The following is a 21938-nucleotide window of genomic DNA, read 5'->3' as shown; positions in this document are numbered from 1 at the left end:
AGGCCCAGATGTTTCTCAGCCGCATTCAAGAATCCATGCAAAACGATGATACCGACGTCATCGTAGCCGGTTCGGCCGAGCAATCCACTTCGGGAAAAGTATGGTCTGCGCCTGAGCGCAAACCGTGGCTGTTCCTGTTTATCTTTGGCGCGTGGACAGCCAGCCTGATCTGGTTTGGGCCGCGTCTCATCGATCTCGTGCTTTCCGCCGAGACTTGGACGGCCCGGTTCATCCTTGGGTACTTCGCGTTCTTTACGCCGGTTGCGTGGCTCTACGGCCTCTACAATGTTGGCGTTGTGCTGTTCGCGTCAATCTATCGCAATTTCGTGACGAAGCCTGATCCGATCTTTGCGACCACCCAGCCGCCGGTCGCGATGCTTTACACAACCTGCAACGATTTCGTGCGGGCCAGCGCGCAGAGTTGTCTTGAAGTCGATTACCCGAACTTCACGCTCTACCTGCTCGATGATTCCAGCGATCCCGAATATCAGGCCATCGTCGATGCCTTTGCTGCGGAGAACCCGGAAAACGTGAAGGTCATTAGGCGCGAGCATCGCACCGGTTTCAAGGCGGGCAATCTCAACCATGCGCTGACCAAACATGTTCGCGAACCCTATTTCGCGGTGGTCGATGCGGACGAAATTCTGCCAGTTGGCTTCCTGCGGCAGCTTGTGCCCTATCTCCAGAACGATCCCGAATGCGGCTTCGTGCAGGCCAATCACCGCTGCGAGGAAGAAACCAGCACGCAGCTTCAGGAAGACATGCGCATTGGCATTGATGTGCACTGGAAGTGGTATCAACCGCTGCGCAACAAGTTCGGCTTCGTGATGTTCCTCGGACATGGCGCGCTGCTGCGGCGCGGTTGCTGGGAAGAGGTTGGCGGATTCGATGAAATCGTCAGCGAAGATCTGGCCTATGCCATCTCGATCCGCGAGCGCGGTTATTACGGAGTCTTTGCCGAAGATGTCGTTTGCACCGAGGCGTTTCCCGAGACTGTTCGCGCTTTCCGGGTGCGCCACGTCAAATGGACGCGCGGCACGTGCGAATTTCTGCACAAATGGACCATGCCGCTGATCCGTTCGCGCAAGATCCCGCTGATCGAGAAGCTGGATATCCTGTTCCCGACAGCCAATCTGCCGCTGACCTTCTTCTTTTTCATCTTCATGCTGATTGCAGGGCTGGGCATGCCCTTTATCCTTGGCCAACAGCAAGAGCTCACATGGGTGATCGCGGGGCAAGAAATCGCAGTTCCGGTCCGGCTCTTGCCGTCCGAACTCACCAGCATTTTCACACCGGACTTCTTCGCGATCACAGTGCTCACATTGTTTGCACCGATCCTCTGCTTCATTCTTGAACATTGGAAGCAGCCGCTTCGCTTGTGGAGGTTCCTGTCACGCAGCACGGCGCTGTACGCTGCGCTTAGCCCGCTATCGGCTGTCTGTGTGGCTGGCTATGGCCTGACCGGCAAGGCGCGGTTCCTGGTTACAGGCGACGTTAAAGGGCATGCGAACACAGCAAGCAAGGAAGGCTCAGCGATCAATCGCTACCTGTCCGAAACTCACCCGGACTCGATGGCGACATGGAGCTTTGAGATTATCGCGGGCGCGCTGTTTCTCGCGGCAGCCTTTGTCAGCTTCCAGCCTGCTTTTGCAGGACTTGCACTGGCGTTCCTCATGCAGCCTTATCTGCACGGGCTGGGCTGGAACCAGAAGGTGCTGCGCTTTGGGACAATGATCCCGTTCGCGCTGATCGTGGGAAGCGTGATGTTGGGAAGCGCGAGCCTGTTCGGGCTTCAGCCGGTGCTGTTCGGCTTCGGTTTCCACTTCTGATCGAGTGGCGAACAAAGGGAAGGGGCGCTGAGCAAAATGCTCCGCGCCCTTTTCTTATTGAATCAGGCCATGACCATAAACGGTGTCATACCCTTTCGCGCCGAGATCCTTGGCTGATCGCGTCAGGCGACTGGCACAAGATTTTGCAGAGCGGCGGCTTTTGCACCGCGCTACCCATGCCGCCACGTGGGGAGTGGCAAAACTGGTTCCTGAAAACCGGGTGATACCGCCACGTGCGCTGGCTGCCGGTTCATCAACACCGCGAGCAGACACGGTGATGTAGTTGCCCTGATTGGCGTAGCGATACACCCGATTGCGTCGGTCAACCGCCGTTACAGCGATGACCGGGGGAAGCGCCGCCGGATAGGCTGGCGGTGCTGACGGACCACCATTGCCCGCTGCAGCTACAATCAGGGTTCCCCTGCCGACAGCCTGCTCAATCAGTCTGTCCAGAATTGCATTTCGCGGTCCCGCCAGGCTCATATTCACCACTGGAACGTTCTGCGAGACCATCCAGTTAAGCGCCGCCACGATATTATCCGCCGAGGTGTAAGGCTTCGTGCCGCGCCCTCTGAAGATATTGGCAACGTAGAGCTTGCGGGTCCCCTCGCTCGCAAGGATTGATGCCACAGCAGTGCCATGAGCTTTCGGAACCCCGCTAGCGTCGGCGAAATCGCGCGAGGTAATCGACACACCAGATAGGGCAGAATGGCTCACGATCGCCGTGTCGATCATTCCGATCGTGAGCCGCCCCTCTTTTCGCGGAAGTGCCGCACTTGTTCCAGCGGACTGATTGCCCGAAGTCACATATTGCAGCCCGTAATAATGGGTGTAGTCAAACACAGCATCCGGCTCTGCTCGCTGGGCAGCCCGCAGCGCAGTTGGTGCATCCAAACCTTCGGGGGTCTTTAGGCGGTGAATCCAGCTTCCCAGAGCTGTCAATTCCTGCCTTGCCAAGACTGTAAATCCGGATTGTTGAAGTCTTCCAATTTCCGCATCGCTCAAGCTGAGGCCCACAATCTCGCCGCGCCTTACGGGGAAACCTCGCTCGTCATATTCAGGTGTTTCATCAGCTGCCAAGCCGCGGAGTTCGGTGCTGCTGCCATATTCTGCGGCGTCTTCGGCGCGATCAGCTGCGTCCTCGGCGGCGTCCTCTTGTGCCTTTGCAAGCTCTTCAGCGAGATCTTCGGCATCCTTGATCGCTTCTTCCTGAGCTTTGGCGAGCGTTTCTATGCGATCCTCTTCGAGCCGAGCAAGATCGCGCTGCTGACGTTCGGAATCGTCTGCTCCGCGCTCAAGGATTTCGGCACGATCTTCGAGATAGCGGACTTCGTCGCGTGCCGCGCGCTCGGCGGCTCTTGTGGCGTCTCTCTCGGCGCGTTCAAGAGCACGCGTCGCGCGATCGGCATCGTGACGTTCGCGATCCTGATTGCTGCCGGGCTCTGCGAGAAGCACGCCCGCGCTGCCAACGGCTAGGGCCGCAGCGCATATCCCTCCCAGCAGACGCTTCACAAGATGACTGTTTTCAGACATTTTTCTTCCGGTGTTGGCCTATCTTATCCAAAAACAACGCACAATCCTCGGCACTATTCCCTGAATAACGCATGATCGCGGAAATTTGTATTGTGCGCGCGGCTGGGGAATAAATGCCTTGCGATTGCGTAGTCGGGAGAGAAAATGACAGGGGACGGCACAACCGGACACGGCGATTTGCGCCAGCAGATCATTCATGTCCTGCCGCGTCTGCGACGGTTCTGTCTTGCGCTTACCCGCAAACAGGAACTCGCGGACGATCTTTGCCAGTCGACTGTCGAAAGAGCCTTGAGCCGCGCAGACCAGTTTCTGCCCGGGTCGAAACTGGATAGCTGGATGTACAAGATCGCACAGAACATCTGGATCGATGAAGGACGCAAGGTCCAGACACGCGGTGTCCATGTCGAAATGGATGAAGCTTTCGGTATGGTCGGCGCTGACGGTGTTCAGGTCCTGGAGGGCCGATCCGATTTGGCCCTTGCCCGCAGCGCACTGGCCGCTTTGCCGGAGGATCAGCGGGTTCTCATCACACTCGTTGTGCTGGACGGAATGAGCTATAAGGACGCTGCCGAAACGCTGGAAATCCCCATCGGGACTGTGATGAGCAGAATAGCCCGTGCGAGGCGGTCCATCGACCAGCAGGTCAATGGGGAGATGGCGCAATGAGCGATCAGAACGAACGCGATCTCAGGATCACGGCCTATCTTGATGGTGCGATGAGCGAGGAGGAAGCGCTTCGGTTCGAACGCGAGCTAGAGGCCGATCCTGAACTCGCCGATGAGGTTGCGCGGCTTGCGTCCAACGATGACATTTTGCGGCAAGCGATGGCGATTAATGAAGAGGTCGGGGTCGACGACGCGTTCCTCGCCCGATTGGGATTGACGGAAGCCCCAGCCGCCCCACCGGCAGACCCCAGCCAACGCGCATCGCCAGAGCCGGCCAATGACAACCCGCCGTTTTGGCGGCGGTGGCAAGTCGGAGCGGGGGCGGCGATAGCTGCCTGCCTCGCCTTGGTCCTGACATTCGCACTGCCCAGTGCCGGGTCGCCCGAATTTGGGGACGCGCTTGAGACTACGCCATCTGGGCAACTCGCTTCCCTTGGCGATGGCGCAACGCTCACCCCGATTTTGACGTTCGAAGCGGGCGATGGACGTTTCTGTCGTGAATTCACTTTTGCGGCTGCGCAGTCTGAGTCCTCGGGCATCGCCTGTCGCTCCTCGACTGGCTGGACAATCGAAGCATGGAGCGATGATGCTGTCGACATGCCTGACAGCAGCGAAATCGCGCTGGCAGGCAGCGATGGCCCGTCAAGCTTGGACGAAGCCTATGCCCGACTTGAGGCAGGCGACCCCTTGGCGATGGACAGGGAAGGCCAAATGATCCGCGATGGTTGGGCGTCGCAATAAATCTCTCATCGCGTGGAATAAGCGCTGAGATGCTCCGTTGTTATGCAGTTCTAGAAACGAACTCGCAAGCAACGGAGAAGAAAATGCAAAAACACAGGAGCTTGAAGCTGGCAGCCTGCGCCGCAATTGGCGTTGCCATGCTCGCCGGAGGCCCGGCTGTAGCCAAGCCGGACCGTGATCGTGAGATACGCGAGTGCCGTGGATGTGAAGATCGGGCTGATGACCGGGGTCGCGGTCGTGACCGCGACCGGCATGAAGACCGGGACTACGAAGATCGCGGTGTTCGCGATCGCGGTGATGGACGCGGGTATGACGACCGTGGGCGCGGGCGCGGGGCAGATGATGAACCCGGACACATGCGCCGTGGCCGTGGCGCTGATGACGGGCCGGGGGAAATGCGCCGTGGTCGGGGAGCGGATGACGGCCCTGATCACATCCGTCGCGGGCGCGGACGCGATGATGCACCGGGCGATGATCGCGGTGGTCGCAGCCGGGAGCGTGATGAGAAGCGTTATGACGATCGGCGCGGTGATGACCGTTCGGATGGCGGTCGCAGACGAGGAGGCAATTCAGACGATCTGGCGGATCGCGTCGATGACAGCGATTCAGCTGCCGACACCCCTGGCGAGGGTCGCGGGCGTGGGCGCGGTCGAGGCCGTGGTCGCGGAGGAGACAGCAGTCCCTCAGGCGATTGAGCCCGCCGGGTCGCGGGCCGCTCCGGTTTGGCGCAGCCGGACCGGAGCGGTCTTGTCGCACATGAAATAAGCATGCAGAAGTTCAAAAAAAATGGAATGTGAGGGGTGTCACAAATGAAAATTTCAGTGAAAACAGCAATATGCGTTGCTTCGGCAGGAGTGTTCTTGTTTGCATCGCCGGTCAGCGCACAGGATGAAGCTCAGGCAGACCAAGAGAAAAAGTCCAGCAGTGCAGGGAGCTTTCGCCTGAATACTGGTATCAGCTACTCCAATGGTGACTATGGGGAGCTTGAAGACACCGAAGTCATCGCTGTGCCTATCAGCCTGACTTACAAGAAAGATGGTTTGAGGGTCCGTGTTTCGGTACCCTGGGTGACCATCGACGGCCCGGGCTCGCTGCTCGCAACGCCCGAGGGCCGAGACGCCTTTTTTGGTGACAGCGGATCAGGCCAGGGTCGCGGACGAGGTCGTGGACGCGGTGGTGACAGCGACAATTCCGGGTCAGGCTCTAGCAGTAGCGGCTCCGGTTCTGGCGGCAATGATATCGAAGTTGAAGACGATCTTGATGACGACGTGATCGACGATGATGATGTTGTCGATGAAGATGGCTTTGCCGGTCCCGACCAGCGCCGCAGTGGTATTGGAGATGTCAACGTTTCGGCGTTGTATTCCTTCAAGCTTGCATCGGGCACCTATTTTGAACCGCAAGTGAGGGTCAAGCTTCCAACTGCGTCTCGCGCTGATCGACTTGGTACAGGTGAGGTCGATGTAACTTTGAGCGCGGATCTTGTGCAGGTTGTCGGCCCGATGACCTTCTACGTACATGGCCGTCGCAAGTTCGCTGGCAAACCGGAAGGTTCGACCATTCGGTCGACATGGGGAGCAGGCGGCGGTGCGAGTGTGCGCGCCGGAGATGGCGTCAGCGTGGGCGCAGACTATTTCTGGCAGCAATCAGCTTTCGCAGGCCGGCAGGCATCCAGCGAGGTATCGGGTTGGGCCAGTATGAGGGTAAGCCGGGACATCAGTCTCACCGTGTATGGCGGGACGGGCCTGAACGATAATAGCGCCGACCTCTTTGGCGGTGCGAGCGTGGGCTTCCGGTTCTAGTTCGAAATCGTTGCCGAATTCGATCCGACCCTGCTCACTGGATTGGGCAGGGTCGTTTCGTTGAGAGGCCGAGAGTAGAGAAGAGCTTTTATCAATTGGCTTCGGGGTTTGACTTCGTCCTTCGAAATATGCGCCATCAATATCCATTTGGCGCAATGGCAAAACGCCTAAGCGCAAAATCCAGATGCTGGGGGTATCGATGGGGGTATTTTCAGTCTTGCGCGGTGACTTACCGAGGAAAATCAACCCGATATGTGTTCACTATATACTCCTCCTCCGCTACCAACCTTCCTTATCAAAATCTCTTGTGATTGTCGGCGCCGCGCTAGTGACGCGCGCGTGATTGTTCGTCATGGTCCTGAATTTCGACCCAAATCACTGATTTCAATGCCAGACGTGCTACCATGCCAGTCTGCTAAAGGCCGTATGCGTCCGCATGTGTCCGTCTGAAGCCGAGGCATTATTGGGGGGTATCGATGGGGGTATTTTCGGCTGCTTTGGAGTCGGGTGATACCCCCCAACTATGGACGTCGAACGAAAAGCACAGTTTCTCCCATGTCGAAGCGAATTCGAAGAAGAATCATTCGGACGGTACCAAGTTCGAGGCTGTGTTCGAATCCCTGTGCGAGATCCGAACACTAGTAAGCATGCGGGAGCAGTGAAGGGGAGGGCGTCACTTTCTCATTCGGAAAGACAGCTTTGCGCCTCAGTTCCAGACATTGAAATTCAGGATCTTAGTTCCTGAAAGCAGACATTCTCCAAGGCCATTCCGGCTAAGGAGAAAAACAATGACCTACTCATAATTCGATCCCTTTGCTTAGAACAGGGTGTCATGGAGCTTTGGAGCGAAGATTGGCCCCAAGCGCCCGTTTGACCAGAAACAGATTTGGGCGATCCGATTCTTCCTTGATCGCGAAGCACGTGTAAGAAACCAGGCGCTGTTCGACTTGGCGATCGACAGCAAACTCAGAGGTTGTGATCTTGTTGAGTTGAAGGTCGGTGATTTGGTCAGTGGCCCCGAGATCAGAACGCACGCGACAATCACCCAGCGTAAGACAGGAAGACCAGTTCAATTCGAGATCGCAAAAGATGCGAGAGATATCTTGTTTGCATGGCTTGAGCTCAGATGTGGCTCAGTGGACGACCTTGTGTTTCAAAGCCGCGCTGATCCTGCCAGACACCTGAGCACGCGCTAGTATGCGAGGCTAGTTGATGAATCGGTGGAGGAAATAGGCCTGCGGCCAGAGGTGTGTGGAACTCATTCGCTTCGTCGAACCAAACTTCAATCATCTACGAAGCTACCGGCAACATCAGGGTAATCCAGATCTTGCCGGGAAATTCCAAGATTGAGAGCACGGTGCGATACCTAGGCGTTGACATCAAAGATGCTCTCACACTCGCCGAGAAGACTGAAATCTGACTGGAAGTGGGCGCTTTGGCCTTATCCGTGCCGGCGTCCGCTTATGGGGTGAGGGCGGACATTCAAGGCCTGACCAATTACGGTGATTTGACTTTCGAAAGATGTAACCAGCCGAACTGAGGGCATGCGATAACGCGGGATTGATTGGCGCAAGAAAGATGGCCACTATATGGATGCTCGAATTCTGATCGCAATTATTTGGACAGCCAACACTATCGAAAAGCCAGTAGCAGTCGCTCGCCGATTTGGCCGTGAGAAACGGATGTCGATGATCCTCGACAGCGCCGCCTCTCTGATCGTCGAGCAAGGAACGGCCGATCTGTCACTAGAATCCATTGGTGAACATGCCGGTGTTAGCAAGACGCTGATGTATCGCTACTTTGGTACTCTTGTGTCGTTGCTCAAAGCTCTGCTGAATCGAGAATATCGCCACTTGCGTGCACAACAACTCGAGGCTGCGGAAAGCGCGGACACCTATGAGGATCTGGTCCGCAAGGTAACCCGAGAGTATCTGCTCTACATTGAGGAACGCGGACTGATCATCGATCGGCTTCAGGCGTATCCCAATATCGCTCGCGCACAGGACCCCACGCACTACAATCGCGAACCGTCAGTCGAATACTTCGCGGAAATAACTGCTGAGCTGTTTGGATTTCAAAGTGACGTGGCGATTGCCGCGACTGAGATATCTTTTGGGATACCGGCGGCGGCTGGCGAATTCCTGGTGCGTAGCGGGATGGATCGACAGCTTATCGAAGATATCACCGTCTCCATGATCCTCGGTAGCGTCAGCGGCTTGCGCACCGATATGCTTGGGCGGCAGCTCAAAGTGAAACCGCCGTCTGACGTACTCGACCTGCCAAGCCCTAGTAAGGCCGCAGAGTGAGCAACACGCTACTCTGCGGCGTGGTGGAAAGACCTTAGAACCTGTATCTGACGAGCCCTCCATAGGTTCGCGGCTGATTGCGAAAACCGACGAGAGAGCCAGGCTGGCCGACTGCGGGTGAGACTGCGTTAAGATATGCAGCGTCGGTCAGGTTTCTTCCCCAGAGCGACACTTCGAGACCATTTGAAAGACCAAGAGTGATCGAAGCATTCAGGTTTTCGACGGCACGTTTGAAGGTCGACAGCCCGTTTACCAGCTCCACATTACTCTCGAGCTGATAGTCCGTGTGGAACCGCAACGATGCATCATCGCTCAGATCCAGCGTGTAGGTGCCGCCAACGATCACCGACCATTCCGGGACGCCGGCGGGACGCTGTCCGCTCAGATCGGCGGGAACGACGGTGAAGTTCGGCGAGAGCGCGTTTCCATCGGGAAAGCTGTCGAACAGTGAATCCAGATAGGTCACACCGGCCGTGAATGTCAGCTCGGGTATTGGCGAGATTTGAGTGTCCAGCTCGAACCCTCGCACCGATTGCTCATCCGCGTTGCCCAAGATGAACCCGACGCCGGTGAAGACATTGGCTTGGAACCCATTGAGCGTTTGGTCGAACACTGCGAGGTTGAAGGAAAAGCCGTCCCAGCGGCCCTTGATACCAATCTCATAGACTTCGGATTCTTCCGGTCCTGCGAACCGCGATCCAGTTGCCAAGTTGGGAACCGCCAATCCGGCATCGCGAATTGGTGATGCCGCGGGCGGAGGTGATTGGAAGGGAGAGCCGGGCACGAAATCCGATGCGAACGGAAGACTGTTGGCCGACAAGTTGAAGGACGACGCTTTGAAACCGGTTGCATAAGTCGCATACAGGCTCAGATTGTCAGTCGCGTCGTACGAGAGACGCAGGGTGTACGACAGATCCTTGTCATCCGTGCGCCCGTCCTCCACCGCGTTGGGAAAGTTGAGATACGGCGGGTTGAACTGCAGTCCGCGGAGCGCGAGAAACGGATTCGTCGTCGGATCGGAAGCGAGTACGCTTGCCACAGCCGCAGGCGCACCTTGCACCAGAGCTGCATTGAACCCGGCTTGGACCAGATCGATCCCCGAAAACACATCGGTGCTGATGTTGTTGGAGACCACCTGCTTTTCGTCTTCGGTGTAGTTCGCACCGACCGTAAGGGTCAGGCGGTCCGTGACCTCAAAATCCACCTGGCCGAAGATCGAAAAAGACGTGTTCTCGTAGTCGTAATCCAGCGTACGTCCCTGACCGACTCCGCCAAAACTGCCTGCCGGAATACCAGGAACGAGTGCTCGGAGCGTTGGCTCAAGCGCGCTGTAAGCCCCGCCGGTGACAGCGTTGGCAAACAACAGAAAACCCTCGCCGTTTCCAAATTCGGCGCCTTGATCGATCTTTTCGTGAAACAGGAATCCACCCACGAGGAAGTCGATCGGACCATCAAAGTCCGAGGCTGCGCGCAGTTCGCCCGTATATGTCTGAACATCGACGGTGTTGATGTTCGTACCGATGGAATTGAGGCTGGTGAAGTCGCTGTCCTGATTAACGAAGGTATCGGAACGGCGGTACGAGCCGATGCCCGTCACATCGATTGCCCCTGTCGACCAGTCGGTTTGCAGCGAAACGCCGTAGTTCTCTATTTCGTTCGTCGGAGCAAAGTTGACCGTGCTTTGGAGAGATAGGCCATCATTCGGAATGAACTGACCGCCAACTGCGCGCACCACTGCGCCGGTCGGGCCATCGACGACGTTTGTGGCGCCGCAGCACACTTCGTCAATCTTGTCATAGTCCGCGATCAGGCGAAGCTTGAAGTCGGCGCTGGGTTTGAAGAGCAGCTGGCCGCGCAGCCCAAACCGGTCGCGGTTGTTGATGTCCTGATCGATGATTATGTCTTCGATATAGCCATCACGGCGGTTGTAGTTGCCGCCAAGGCTGAAGGCGACAGTGTCACTGATCGGACCTGTCACACTTGCCTTCGCAACAACCGCGTCGAAGTTTCCGTAGGAAAGCTCGGCTACGCCGCCATACTCAAACTGCGGCTCGCGCGTGACGATGCTGATAATACCCGCGGAGGCGTTCTTGCCGAACAGCGTGGATTGCGGTCCGTTGAGAACTTCGACCCGCTGAAGATCGGGTAGGTCTGAGATCTGCGACGCGGCGCGCGAGCGGTATACGCCGTCCACAAACACACCGACGGAAGGCTCGATTCCGGGATTCGCCCCGCCATTGCCGAAACCGCGGATCGAGAATACCGTGACGGATGATAGACTGGTCTGATTCACCCGAAGCGACGGGGTGAGTGTTTGCAGATCTAGCAAATCGCGCACCTGCGCATCTTCGATCCGTTCCGCTGTCGTCACCGATACGGCGATCGGGGTTTCCTGCAATGTTGCCTGACGCTTTGCAGCTGTCACGATGATGACGTTGTCGTCTGCAGCTTTGTCGCTATCGGTGTCCTTCGCGAAGGCAATTGAAGGTGTGGCCCAAATGGCCAAGCCGCTGATCCCTGTCAACAGCGTGCGGTCGATGTTTCTCATGGGGGTCCTCCCTTTAAGTGACAAGTTTGTCTACTTTAGAGCATAGAATGACGCCATATTGAGCGGATTACAAGAGAAATAGCGCATTATGTTGACTTCAAGTAAATTAAACTCATACTGCGTCATGAAAGCCGCAATGGCGGAGTCTTGGCCGGCACGGACAAAAGGCTCACTTGGGAGAGTTCGATGAGAATGTGGAAATGGCCCTTATTTATGGCGGGCGTTTTAAGCCTAAGCGCTTGCGGCCCGCAAACCTCCGAACTGCCTGAGGATTCCGTGATCAAAGGTGTGGGCTGGGTTGGCGCGGTAGTCAGTGATCTTGACCAGACAACCAAGCTTTATGAAGACGCGATCGACCTCAAACAGGCCGACGACGGAGCGATCACGCAGAGCAGCGCTTTCGATCAGCTTGCGGGTCGCGATGGTGTTGAGGTTCAGACCCGCATGATGCGAAGCGCAAACATGCAAATCCGCTTCATGTCTTTCGCCAACCCGTCCAGCGCTGCGCAGGCAACGCCCCAGATGGAGGTCGTGGGACCAGGCATTATGCACGTCTGTTATCAGGTCGATCAAGAGACCCAGACCTATCAGAAATTCCTGGCTGGCGGTGCGACCTTCATGGGCAAGAAGGAAATGCAGCAGCTCACAACGCGCAACCCGGTTTACTATTCGTATTCGCGCGACTTCGACGGGCTGATTGCCGAGATAGAGCACGTCGATGTCGCGGCGTTGGACTTACCTTCTCCGCCTAAGAATGACCGTCGCATCCGGCACGTCGCGCTCGCGACTCCGGATGTAGATCGGCTTGCGGAATTCTACGCCGTTCTTCTCGGCCAACCCGAATTTCGTCGGCTCGGAAACTGGCCCTTCATGCGGATGGAAGGTGAGAAGTTCGATGCAGTTGCCGGACTGGAGGGCGGCGTGGGCGAAAGTGCTTGGTTCCAAATCCGCAACTTGGAACTGGAGATCTTCCAATTCCACAGCCATCCGACTCAGGTTCCAGAGAAGCCGCGTCCGCTGGATGCACTTGGCTACAACATGATCGTACTGGACGTATCCGACTTGGATGCCGCTCGGGCGCTGTTTGAAGAAGCTGGCGGCACGATCGTGGTTGAGCGCGCACCACTGGACGGTGGTGAGATCATATTCGGACGCGACCCCGATGGAAACCTGATTGGGCTACAAGCTGCACCAACGGATTCATTCGTCTCGTCGCGCAACTTCAAGAACAACGGTATAGAATAAGGGACTTTAAGCATGTTCGATCTTACGGGTCACGTTTCCATCGTTACCGGCGGAAACGGCGGGTTGGGTTTGGCGTATTGCCGCGGACTGGTGAAAGCTGGCGCGAAAATCGCAATTTGGGGCCGCAACGAGCAGAAAAACACGGCAGCGGTCGAAGAACTACGCGGGATGGGCGGCGAAGTGGAAGCGTTTGTTTGCGACGTCACTGAGGAAGCCGCAGTCGCCGATGCCTTCGCCAAGACAATCGAGCGGTTCGGGCGGGTGGACAGCTGCTTTGCCAATGCTGGTGGAGGCGGATTTCGCGGATTGTCCAGTCAGGTCGGACGCCAAGCATGGCTCGATACAATTGACCTCAACCTCATGAGTGTTGTCCAAACCTGGGCACCCGTCAGTGACTACATGATGGCCAACAAAATTCCCGGTCGATTGATTGTTACATCATCAGTTGCGGCAAATGTCGGAACCGGTGGTAGTGCAGGCTATTCAACCACGAAGGCGGCGGTGAATGGTTTAACACAAGCCTTGGCTATGGAGCTTGGTCATGCCGGTATCCGTGTAAACTCGATCTTGCCCGGTTTCATTGAGACGGAGATGTCGCTGAGTGCGAGCCAGAAGTTCCAAGACGCGGCCAGGCGTCGCACAGCGATTGGCCGGATTGGGGAACTGGAAGACATGGAAGGGATCGCAGTCTTCCTTGCATCGCGTGAGAGCGATTTCATGACAGGCCAAACCGTTATCCTTGATGGGGGCTTCTCAGTCTTCCCACTTTGAGCGACAATCAGGCCCCAGATGTGATTAAAGGGATCAGAAGATGAAAGTGGCGAGCGTTCTGCGTTGGGTTTTCATCACTTTGCTGTCGCTCGTCGGGTTGTTGCTGATGCTAGGCGGCGGCTTCCTGATCTACCTTGGAGGCAGTCCCTATTATCTCCTTGTAGGTCTTGCGACGATCGCAGTGGTTGTCCTGGTGTTCCGCCGGAGCCAGAACGCCTCCAAACTCTTTGCGGTGATCCTTGGTGTCACATTGATTTGGGCGCTTTTCGAGGCAGAGTTGGATTTCCTCGCTCTTTTACCAAGGCTGGCAATGTGGTTGGGGCTAGGCATCTGGTTCCTGACGCCGTGGTATCGCCAGACGTTACAAATACCCGGCGGTGACAATGCGCACGACGGCGCGATCCCGACAATCAATAGATGGTGGGTCGGTAGCTCCTCGCTTGCTTCAATCGCAGTGCTGCTTGTCGCCAGCGTACAGGGGTATGTCCAGAATGGGGAAGGCAGTGTCCGCTCCGGCGATGCGGTGGCATCTAGCGACGATTGGCGGCACTATGGCAACACCGAGGGCGGAACACGCTTCGCCACTGTGGAGGATATCAATGTCGATACCGTCCGCGGGCTAAAGGAAGTCTGGCGCTATCGCACGGGAGTCGAAGAAGACTTCAAGGCGACCCCGCTCAACATCGACGGCAAATTATATCTATGCACCGCGCGCAATGTGATGATTGCCATCGACGATGCCACCGGTGAGGAAATCTGGCGCTACGATCACGGCATCAAGCCGCCGCTCGAAAACCAGTACGCCCGCACCTGCCGGGGCGTTGGCTATCACGAGGCACCGGAAGACTACACCGGCCAATGCGCCAAGCGGGTGGTGACCTCGACAGTCGATGCCACCATTGTCGCTGTCGATGCTGGCACAGGTGAGCTGTGCACCGATTTTGGCGAGAATGGTGAAGTCGATCTGTGGGAAGGCATGGGCGATAACCACGAACGGTTCGAATACTGGGTAACCTCGTCACCGCTGGTGGCAGGCGACAATTTGGTGGTTGGCGGTCAGGTCGCCGACACTCAGGATCTCGGCCATCCTTCGGGCGTGGTTCGCGCCTTTAACGCGATGACCGGCGAACTGAGCTGGGCCTGGGATCTCGGCAACCCTGACAATAATGGCTTCCCCGCCGAAGGTGAGACGTACACGCCGGGCACGCCCAACGTCTGGTCGATCATGAGCTACGATGCCGAACTGGGCCTGATCTATGCGCCGACCGGCAACCCTTCGCCCGACTACTTCGGCGGTATTCGCAGAGAGTTCGAGAAAGAGTATTCTTCCGCCGTGGTCGCCATTGACGCAGCCACTGGGAAGGAGCGCTGGAAATACCAGACGGTCCACAACGATGTGTGGGACTACGATGTCCCGGCGCAGCCAGTCCTGGTCGACGTGCGCCACGATGGCGAATTGGTCCCTTCTGTCGCGGTGCCAACCAAAATGGGCGATATCTTCCTGCTCGATCGGCGCGATGGAACACCTGTCTATCCGATCCCGGAAAAACCGGCTCCGCAAATCGGCGCTGTTGAAGGAGAGAAGCTCTCTCCGACCCAACCGGACTCACCGTTGCCCGACTTCCACCCCTACCGGTATGAAAAGGATATGTGGGGCCTGACCCCGATCGATCAGATGGTCTGCCGGATCGAGTACCGCACCATGAACTACGAAGGCATGTATACGCCGCCTTCGATGGCGACCGGCATCACGCAGACGGGGACAATGCTGTATCCTGGCAATTTCGGCGGGTTCAACTGGGGTAGTGTTTCCGTCGATGCAGATAACGGTCTCCTCGTCGCTGCCCCGATGATGCTCGCCCACCGGCTCATTATGGTGAGCAAACAGCAGGTTGCCGAGGCTGGGCCGATTGCACAACTGGTGCTTGGCCCTAACCACCCCAATGTCCGCTACGAAAAAGACGCGCCGATGCCCGATCTGGGCGAGCCAGATCCCGACGACCCTTACGACTTCCGCCGCATCGAGGCTTATGGCTATCCGCAGCCGTTTATGTCGCGACTAGGCACGCATGTGCCGTGCTTCGAGCCGCCATGGTCTCAGATCGCGGTGATCGATCTTAACACGAAGGAATTGCTGTGGAGCCGCCCGGCAGGTGATATGAGCCAGTCCGGCCCGTTCAACATCCGCTCTGGCATACCCTATGAAGTGGGCACAGCAGTTCGCGCTGGCACGCTGACCACCCGTGGTGGCCTGACATTCCTGAGCTCGACAATGGACGAGAAGGTTCGCGCCTATGACCTTCGCACAGGTGAGATAAAATGGGAGTCGAAACTGCCGGGCAATGGCTTGGCGACGCCGATGACCTATCGCTCGCAGCAGAACGGGAAGCAGTACCTGATCGTAACCGTCCCCAATCCCACTTGGCGTTACCCGCGCGATCCAGAGACGAACCAGTATATCGACTCGCAAGCTGAGATCGACGGCAAGGGCGGATATGTTATCGCTTACGCGCTGGAGGACTAGTCATTGCCGGTCGGTGACGCCGCTGCGATATGCGCAGTGATCGCGGCGTTCACTTCTTCCGCTTTGCGAACGTGCGGCCAGTGACCCACGCCGGGGAAGGTAATCGTGCGCGACTGGTCTGACAGAGCGACAAGCCTGTCCATCGCTGCCGGGTTGTAGATCGGATCATCCTCCCCCCAAATATAAAGCGCTGGCATCGACACCTGCGCAGCGCGTGAAGGCCAGAAATCGCTGTCACTCAGATCGTCGGGATGCGGAATGTTGGCGCGATACCAGTTGATATGCGCGTTGGTGCGCTTGGGATCGCTGGTCGCCTTCCGGAAAAGCTCCCCCTCTTCAGGCGAGAGCTTGCCGTCCTCCACCAGAGGTCGATAGGCACCATCGTAAATCGCATCGGCGGTTCCCAGCAGCACCAGCAGCGGCGGATTGGCTTGCTTGAACCGTTCGACATAGGCAGCACTTTCGCGGGCCTTGGCATCGGATTCCAGTGCATGAAGGCTCGCATTGAGCGCCGGGGCGCTGATACCGGTGACGGACAGCACACGGTCGGGATAACGTTGAGCCAAGCCGGTCGCGAAGGCCGACCCCCAGTCATGCCCAACAAGGTGGACGCGCTCTTCGCCCAGATGGTCGAGCAGAGCCGCAACATGTGCGCCCATCGCTTCCAACCGGTAAGGCTCGTCATTCGACGGAGCGTCCGATTTGCCTGCGCCCAGACCATCGATAGCTATGACGCGATAATCACCGCCAAAATGTTCGATCTGGCGGACGAATGAAAACCAATAGGACGGGAAGCCGTGCAGGAAAACGATGGGCTCGCCTTCGCCCGCTTCGACATAGTGAAGCGTGTTGCCTGCATGCTCGAAGTACCCTTCCTTGTATCCAACGTCGGCGTTGGCCCGATCGGCGAGGACAGTGACAGCTGCATCCGCGTTTTCGCGGTCCACCACGACAGGCAGTGTCGCCCAGATAAATGCGGTCAGACCGACAACAAAGATCACCGACAGCAATCCGAGAGCGGTCCGCTTTATCCAAATCATGCTGACTTCCTCCGGCGTTTTCTCGCAAAGAAGTGACGCAAGTTCCCCCGGAGTCAACTTAATTCGTTGCCTTCCAGGGTGGATTGCGCCTGTTCAGCCAGCTATCCACCCGAGCTGCGGACATTTGACGGAGTGACCGCTAGTCAAACGTGAAATCCGAGAGCAGTCGTTCCTCCTATGCTTCCAACCTCCGTTATCAACATCTCTTGTGATTGTGGTCGCTGCGCTAGTGACGCGCGCGTGATTGTTCGTCATGGTCAGCGACGAGGCGAGATAGTGACGGGAGCGATAGTCAGCGATGGCCGATACAGCTGATCAAGCAAACAAAGCGGCTGGCGAAGCGCACCAGGAACGCGCCTGGCAGATGCCGGACACGTTCATTATCCTGTTCGTCTTGGCACTGGTCGCTTGGGCAGCGACCTTTGTCTTTACCCCTGGTCAGTTCTCGCTCGCAGGCGATCCTTCGCGTATTGTTCCCGGTAGCTACGAAGCGGCGGCCAGCACCATGCCAGCGCCAATCCTGGGCGATGCGGAGCGGACGGGCTTCCTCGATTTCCTTTTCGCAGGCCTTGTTACAGGTGATCGCTATTCACCGACCGTTGGCTTGATGGCTTTCATCATCGTGCTGGGCGGAGTGTTCGGCATGGTCATGCGCACCAAAGCGATCGATGCAGCCTTGGAAGCATCGCTTCCGGGCGGGAAGGCACAAAGCGAGTGGCTGATCATGGGACTTTTCTGGAGCTTCTCGCTGGCCGGTGCGATCTTCGGACTGGCAGAGGAATCCATAGCGCTCACGCTAGTTTTGGCGCCCGCTCTCACACGGGCGGGCTATGACGGCATGACAGCATTACTGGTCTGCTTCGGAGCAAGCCAACTGGGTTTTGCAACGAGCTGGATGAACCCGTTCAGTGTCATCATCGCGCAGACGATTGCGGGCCTTGCGCCTATGTCGGGGCTTGAGCTGCGGCTCGGCAATTGGCTGCTCTTTACCGGGGTGGGCGCGATATTCCTCTGGCGATATGCCCGCGGCGTGCGCTTGGGAACACGCGAAGGGATCGGCAAAGCGCTGTTCGATGCGTCCGGTCCTGCGACTGCCGGTTTTTCGATGGCGCATCTGCTGGTTCTTTTGTCGCTGATCGCCGGGATCGCATGGGTTGCCTGGGGCGTAACGATGTATGGATATTACTTGCCAGAAATCGCCGCGCAATTCTTTGCGATGGGTCTTGCTGTAGCTCTGATCGCTCGGTTTGGCGGCATTGAAGGCGGCGAGTTCGGACAGATGATGGAGGCGTTTCGCGATGGCGCCGCGCAATTGCTTCCCGCCGCGATCATTGTGGGGGCCGCAAAAGGCATTATGCTGATCCTTGGCGGCGATGATCCGGCTAGCCCGTCACTGCTCAACAGTCTGCTCAACTCGCTCGCCGGTTTTGCGGGAAGCGTGCCTGACTGGATGACAGCTTGGGCCATGTATCTGGTGCAAAGCGGGTTCAACTTCTTCGTGACGTCCGGATCTGGCCAAGCAAGCATAACCATGCCGATCATGGCGCCGCTTGCAGACTTGACGGGTGTGACGCGGCAGACTGCTGTTCTCGCGTTCCAATTGGGAGATGGCCTCACCAATCTGATCGTCCCGACCTCTGCAGTGTTGATGGCATGCCTCGCTGCAGCGAAGGTCTCCTACGGACAGTGGCTTGCTTTCATGTGGAAGCCCATGCTGGCACTCATGGGATTAGCGAGCGTGATCGTGCTTGCAGCTCACGCGATCGGGTACTGAGCGCTTGCTAACTTCGCTCCGCGACCAGGCGTTGCAGCTTGGGGCGATGGCGCAGGAAGAACACGTAGAGCTTTTCGAGAATACTCAGAATGAGGTGATTGCGAGCCAGAAGCCCTAAGGGACGCAGTATTGGAATAGCGCGCCACATGGCGGCAAAAGCGGCCGCGCCTGAAAGGACCACGCCATCCTCTTTCGCGTGAAAGCGAGCGAGCAGATCGGCCTGATCAATCGGGCAATCGGCCGGAGCATCTTCGGCGATGTCGACGAAAGCGATCCGTTTGCGCTTGTCGAGACGCCGCATCAGCGCAATCTCGCGCAGGCATAGAGGGCATGCTCCGTCATACCAGATGGTGACTTCGGACGCTTCTTGGTTTGTTAGAGTGTGAGAGTAATCGGACACGGAGGTCAAACTCCCGAGTGGCTTAGGGTGTTCCCCGGTGAAGGATATCTGACTGTGCATACGAAATTTACGTGCGAACTCGAGAGAACCGCTGTTTGACGCGCTGCAGCAATTGGCTATGCGAGTGAATATGTCGCGCGCTCTCCCGCTCGGATCCCCGCCGCCATTGAGCGAGCTTTGTGCTGCCGAGCCTGTTGCCCTGTTCCTCGACTTTGACGGGACGCTGGTTGAGATAGCCTCGTCGCCGGATGCGATTAGTGTTCCAACGAGCTTGCCCGGAGCGTTGAGGCAGCTTTCACAGCAGCTTGAAGGTCGTTTGGCCGTCGTTAGCGGCCGCTCGCTGGAGGATCTTTCGAAACACCTGGGTGAGGATTTGCAGGTGGCGCAAGCAGGCTCGCATGGGGCCGCTCGGAGGTTCGCAGATGGATCGCCGCTGGGCGCTGAGCCTGATGGCTTGCCCGATGAAGTAGTCACTGCGCTTGAAGACTTCGCTGCTAGCAAGAACCTCCGCTACGAGGCCAAGACGCATGGCGGCGCGCTCCATTATCGTGAGAATCCGGAGGCAGGGGATGCTGCGCATGAATTCGCTGAGCATATCGCGGCGGCAAACACTCTCGCCATCAAGACGGGCAAATGCGTGGTCGAACTCGTCCATAAAGGCGCTGACAAGGCTTCAGCTGTCCGCGCATTCATGGAGCAATCGCCCTTCGCTGGCGCAACGCCTGTCTTCCTGGGGGACGATGTTACCGATGAAGACGGATTTGCAGCTTGTGAGGCGCTGGGTGGCTGCGGAATTCTTGTGGGCGATCCGCGCGATACCAATGCGCGCTATGGCCTTGCGTCCGTTTCTCAAACCCATCAATGGTTAGATCTGTGAGCGAAACCAACAACATGACCGCGGGGCAGCAGCCCAATCTTGAGCTTTGGCCGATTGGCAATTGCCAGGTCAGCGGCCTGATCGACCGAACCGGAGCGCTGGCTTGGGGCTGCGTCCCGCGCGTCGATGGCGATCCTGTGTTCTGCTCGCTGCTCAATGGCGACAATCAGGACGCTGGTGTTTGGCGGTTCGAGCTGGAGGGGCAGGTCTTCGCCAGCCAGGAATATATCCGCAACACACCAATCCTTGTGACGCGCCTCGAAGCGGAAGATGGCAGTGTTGTCGAAGTCCTCGACTTCGCACCGCGTTTTGAAGGCAAAGGCCGCATGTACCGCCCGGTTGCATTTGGTCGGGTCGTGCGACCGATCGCGGGCAATCCGCGGATCAAGGTCGTTCTGCGCCCGATGAAGAATTACGGGGCGGGACTGGCTGAAACGACCAATGGCACCAATCACGTGCGTTATCTGGTTGGGCCACAGGCTTTGCGCCTCTCTACCGATGCGCCGGTTGGCTATATTCTGGAGCAGCGCACCTTCCGGATTGAGTACGACACCCATTTCTTCCTCGGTCCGGACGAGCCATTCGTCGGCAACTTGCGCGAGGAAATCCGCCGGATGGAGCAATCCACGCGGAAATACTGGCAGCAATGGGTGCGCAGTTTGGCGACGCCTTTTGAGTGGCAGGAAGAAGTCATCCGTTGCGCCATCACGCTCAAGCTTTGCCAGCATGAGGAGACGGGCGCGATTGTTGCGGCGCTGACAACCTCGATACCAGAAGCCGCGCATTCGGAGCGAAATTGGGACTATCGCTACTGCTGGATCCGCGATTCCTATTACACAGTGCAGGCGCTGAACCGCTTGGGCGCGCTTGATGTTCTGGAGAAGTATCTCGCCTATCTGCGCAATATCGTCGACGCGGCTAAAGGCGGACAGATACAGCCGCTCTACTCCGTCATGGGCGAGAGCGAGCTCGACGAGACGACTGCAGCCTATCTCGCGGGTTATCGCGGCATGGGACCAGTGCGGCGAGGCAATGCCGCATACAAACAAATCCAGCATGACTGCTATGGCCAGATCGTGCTCCCGACAGTCCAGGGCTTCATCGATCAACGCTTGCTCCGAATTGCGGACGACCGCGATTTCGAAAGCCTCGAAGAAGTCGGCGAGATGGCGTGGCGGATGCATGATCAGCCTGACGCTGGCTTGTGGGAATTCCGCACTCGGCAAGAAGTGCACACTTACTCGGCTGTAATGAGCTGGGCTGCCTGTGATCGTCTCGCCAATACCGCTGGGTTTCTTGGCAAGGAAGATCGCGCGAAAGTCTGGCGTGAACGTGCCGATACGATCCGCGCCAAGATCGAAGCGGAAGCGTGGAAGGAAAACGGAGAAGGCGGGCATTACGGCGCGAGTTTTGAAAGCGACTATCTGGATGCGAGCTTGCTTCAAATGGTTGAGCTGCGCTTCCTCGCGCCTGACAATGAACGCTTCCAACAGACATTCGCAGCAGTTGAAAAGCACTTGCGGCGCGGCGATCACATGCTGCGTTATGCCGCAGAAGATGACTTCGGCGCGCCTGAAACCGCGTTCAATGTCTGCACATTCTGGCTCATCGAAGCATTGCACCTGGCCGGTCGCGATGAAGAGGCGCGCGTGCTCTTCCAGACTATGCTAAGCCATACCACGCAATCAGGACTGCTTAGCGAAGACCTCGATTACGAAACCGGGGAGCTTTGGGGGAACTTCCCGCAGACATACTCGCTGGTAGGGGTAATCAACTGTGCCGGACTGCTCTCCAAGCCGTGGAGCGAAGTGCGGTAGCCAAGGCGCAGGGGAAGGGGACCACAATCGGACGCTTGGTCGTCATTTCAAACAGAGTGGCCGTGC

16 protein-coding genes and 1 pseudogene are annotated in these 21938 nt (G+C 57.5%); 13 read left to right on the top strand and 4 right to left on the bottom strand.

The features are described 5' to 3' along the window. Positions 1 to 8: 8 nt before the first annotated feature. Positions 9 to 1829 (top strand): glycosyltransferase, encoded by a 1821-nt coding sequence (locus tag HUO12_RS05495; protein ID WP_176272634.1) that lies wholly within the window; start codon positions 9 to 11, stop codon positions 1827 to 1829. 54 nt (positions 1830 to 1883) lie between these two features. Here the strand turns inward: HUO12_RS05495 and HUO12_RS05490 are convergent, their stop codons facing one another. Continuing rightward, positions 1884 to 3362: a S8 family serine peptidase gene (locus tag HUO12_RS05490; protein WP_176272633.1), complete on the bottom strand. Its 1479-nt coding sequence runs from the start codon at positions 3360 to 3362 to the stop codon at positions 1884 to 1886. Positions 3363 to 3506: 144 nt separating this feature from the next. Between HUO12_RS05490 and HUO12_RS05485 the strand changes: the two genes are divergently transcribed. The 6 genes and pseudogenes from HUO12_RS05485 (at position 3507) to HUO12_RS05460 (ending at position 8876) form a co-directional block, all read left to right on the top strand. Continuing rightward, positions 3507 to 4028 (top strand): RNA polymerase sigma factor, encoded by a 522-nt coding sequence (locus tag HUO12_RS05485; protein ID WP_176272632.1) that lies wholly within the window; start codon positions 3507 to 3509, stop codon positions 4026 to 4028. Continuing rightward, a complete protein-coding gene (locus HUO12_RS05480) occupies positions 4025 to 4768 on the top strand; it encodes an anti-sigma factor (protein WP_176272631.1) in 744 nt (247 codons plus the stop codon). Before HUO12_RS05485 ends, HUO12_RS05480 begins: the two co-directional genes overlap by 4 nt. An 83-nt stretch (positions 4769 to 4851) precedes the next feature. Then, on the top strand, positions 4852 to 5463 hold the full coding sequence (locus HUO12_RS05475; protein WP_176272630.1) for a hypothetical protein: 612 nt from the start codon (positions 4852 to 4854) through the stop codon (positions 5461 to 5463). 114 nt (positions 5464 to 5577) lie between these two features. Further along, positions 5578 to 6570: a transporter gene (locus tag HUO12_RS05470; RefSeq protein ID WP_176272629.1), complete on the top strand. Its 993-nt coding sequence runs from the start codon at positions 5578 to 5580 to the stop codon at positions 6568 to 6570. Positions 6571 to 7397: 827 nt separating this feature from the next. Beyond that, positions 7398 to 7990: pseudogene (locus HUO12_RS14485) on the top strand (tyrosine-type recombinase/integrase). A 169-nt stretch (positions 7991 to 8159) separates the two neighbouring features. Continuing rightward, positions 8160 to 8876 carry a TetR/AcrR family transcriptional regulator gene (locus tag HUO12_RS05460; RefSeq protein ID WP_176272627.1) on the top strand — a complete coding sequence of 239 codons (717 nt, stop codon included), beginning with the start codon at positions 8160 to 8162 and terminating at the stop codon, positions 8874 to 8876. Between the two features lie 34 nt (positions 8877 to 8910). Here HUO12_RS05460 and HUO12_RS05455 read toward each other — a convergent pair whose 3' ends face one another. Continuing rightward, positions 8911 to 11424 (bottom strand): TonB-dependent receptor, encoded by a 2514-nt coding sequence (locus tag HUO12_RS05455; RefSeq protein ID WP_176272626.1) that lies wholly within the window; start codon positions 11422 to 11424, stop codon positions 8911 to 8913. Between the two features lie 213 nt (positions 11425 to 11637). On the opposite strand from HUO12_RS05455, the gene HUO12_RS05450 reads away from it, so the two are divergent. The 3 genes from HUO12_RS05450 to HUO12_RS05440 are packed head-to-tail and all read left to right on the top strand — an operon-like array spanning position 11638 to position 15964. Then, positions 11638 to 12669, top strand: coding sequence for a VOC family protein (locus tag HUO12_RS05450; protein WP_176272625.1), 1032 nt, complete (start codon positions 11638 to 11640; stop codon positions 12667 to 12669). 12 nt (positions 12670 to 12681) lie between these two features. Next, positions 12682 to 13440 carry an SDR family NAD(P)-dependent oxidoreductase gene (locus tag HUO12_RS05445; protein WP_176272624.1) on the top strand — a complete coding sequence of 253 codons (759 nt, stop codon included), beginning with the start codon at positions 12682 to 12684 and terminating at the stop codon, positions 13438 to 13440. A 40-nt stretch (positions 13441 to 13480) separates the two neighbouring features. After that, on the top strand, positions 13481 to 15964 hold the full coding sequence (locus tag HUO12_RS05440) for an outer membrane protein assembly factor BamB family protein (protein WP_176272623.1): 2484 nt from the start codon (positions 13481 to 13483) through the stop codon (positions 15962 to 15964). On the opposite strand, the gene HUO12_RS05435 is transcribed toward HUO12_RS05440, so the two are convergent. Beyond that, positions 15961 to 17004, bottom strand: coding sequence for an alpha/beta fold hydrolase (locus HUO12_RS05435; protein WP_176272622.1), 1044 nt, complete (start codon positions 17002 to 17004; stop codon positions 15961 to 15963). The two genes, HUO12_RS05440 and HUO12_RS05435, sit on opposite strands and share 4 nt — an antisense overlap. A gap of 298 nt (positions 17005 to 17302) precedes the next feature. Here HUO12_RS05435 and yfcC point away from each other — a divergent pair, with 298 nt between their 5' ends. Beyond that, positions 17303 to 18778: a putative basic amino acid antiporter YfcC gene (gene yfcC / locus HUO12_RS05430; RefSeq protein WP_176272621.1), complete on the top strand. Its 1476-nt coding sequence runs from the start codon at positions 17303 to 17305 to the stop codon at positions 18776 to 18778. A 7-nt stretch (positions 18779 to 18785) separates the two neighbouring features. Here the strand turns inward: yfcC and HUO12_RS14480 are convergent, their stop codons facing one another. Beyond that, entirely contained in the window at positions 18786 to 19178 is a 393-nt protein-coding gene (locus HUO12_RS14480; RefSeq protein WP_332310374.1) for a thiol-disulfide oxidoreductase DCC family protein, read from the bottom strand. Between the two features lie 130 nt (positions 19179 to 19308). Between HUO12_RS14480 and otsB the strand changes: the two genes are divergently transcribed. Together otsB and HUO12_RS05415 are read left to right on the top strand one after the other, a co-directional pair. After that, a complete protein-coding gene (otsB, locus tag HUO12_RS05420; protein WP_176272619.1) occupies positions 19309 to 20055 on the top strand; it encodes a trehalose-phosphatase in 747 nt (248 codons plus the stop codon). Positions 20056 to 20069: 14 nt separating this feature from the next. Beyond that, positions 20070 to 21872: a glycoside hydrolase family 15 protein gene (locus tag HUO12_RS05415; protein WP_176274306.1), complete on the top strand. Its 1803-nt coding sequence runs from the start codon at positions 20070 to 20072 to the stop codon at positions 21870 to 21872. Positions 21873 to 21938 lie beyond the last annotated feature (66 nt).

Source organism: Altererythrobacter lutimaris, assembly GCF_013371495.1.
GTDB lineage: Bacteria > Pseudomonadota > Alphaproteobacteria > Sphingomonadales > Sphingomonadaceae > Erythrobacter > Erythrobacter lutimaris_A.
This window is presented reverse-complemented; position numbering and strand designations above follow the sequence as displayed.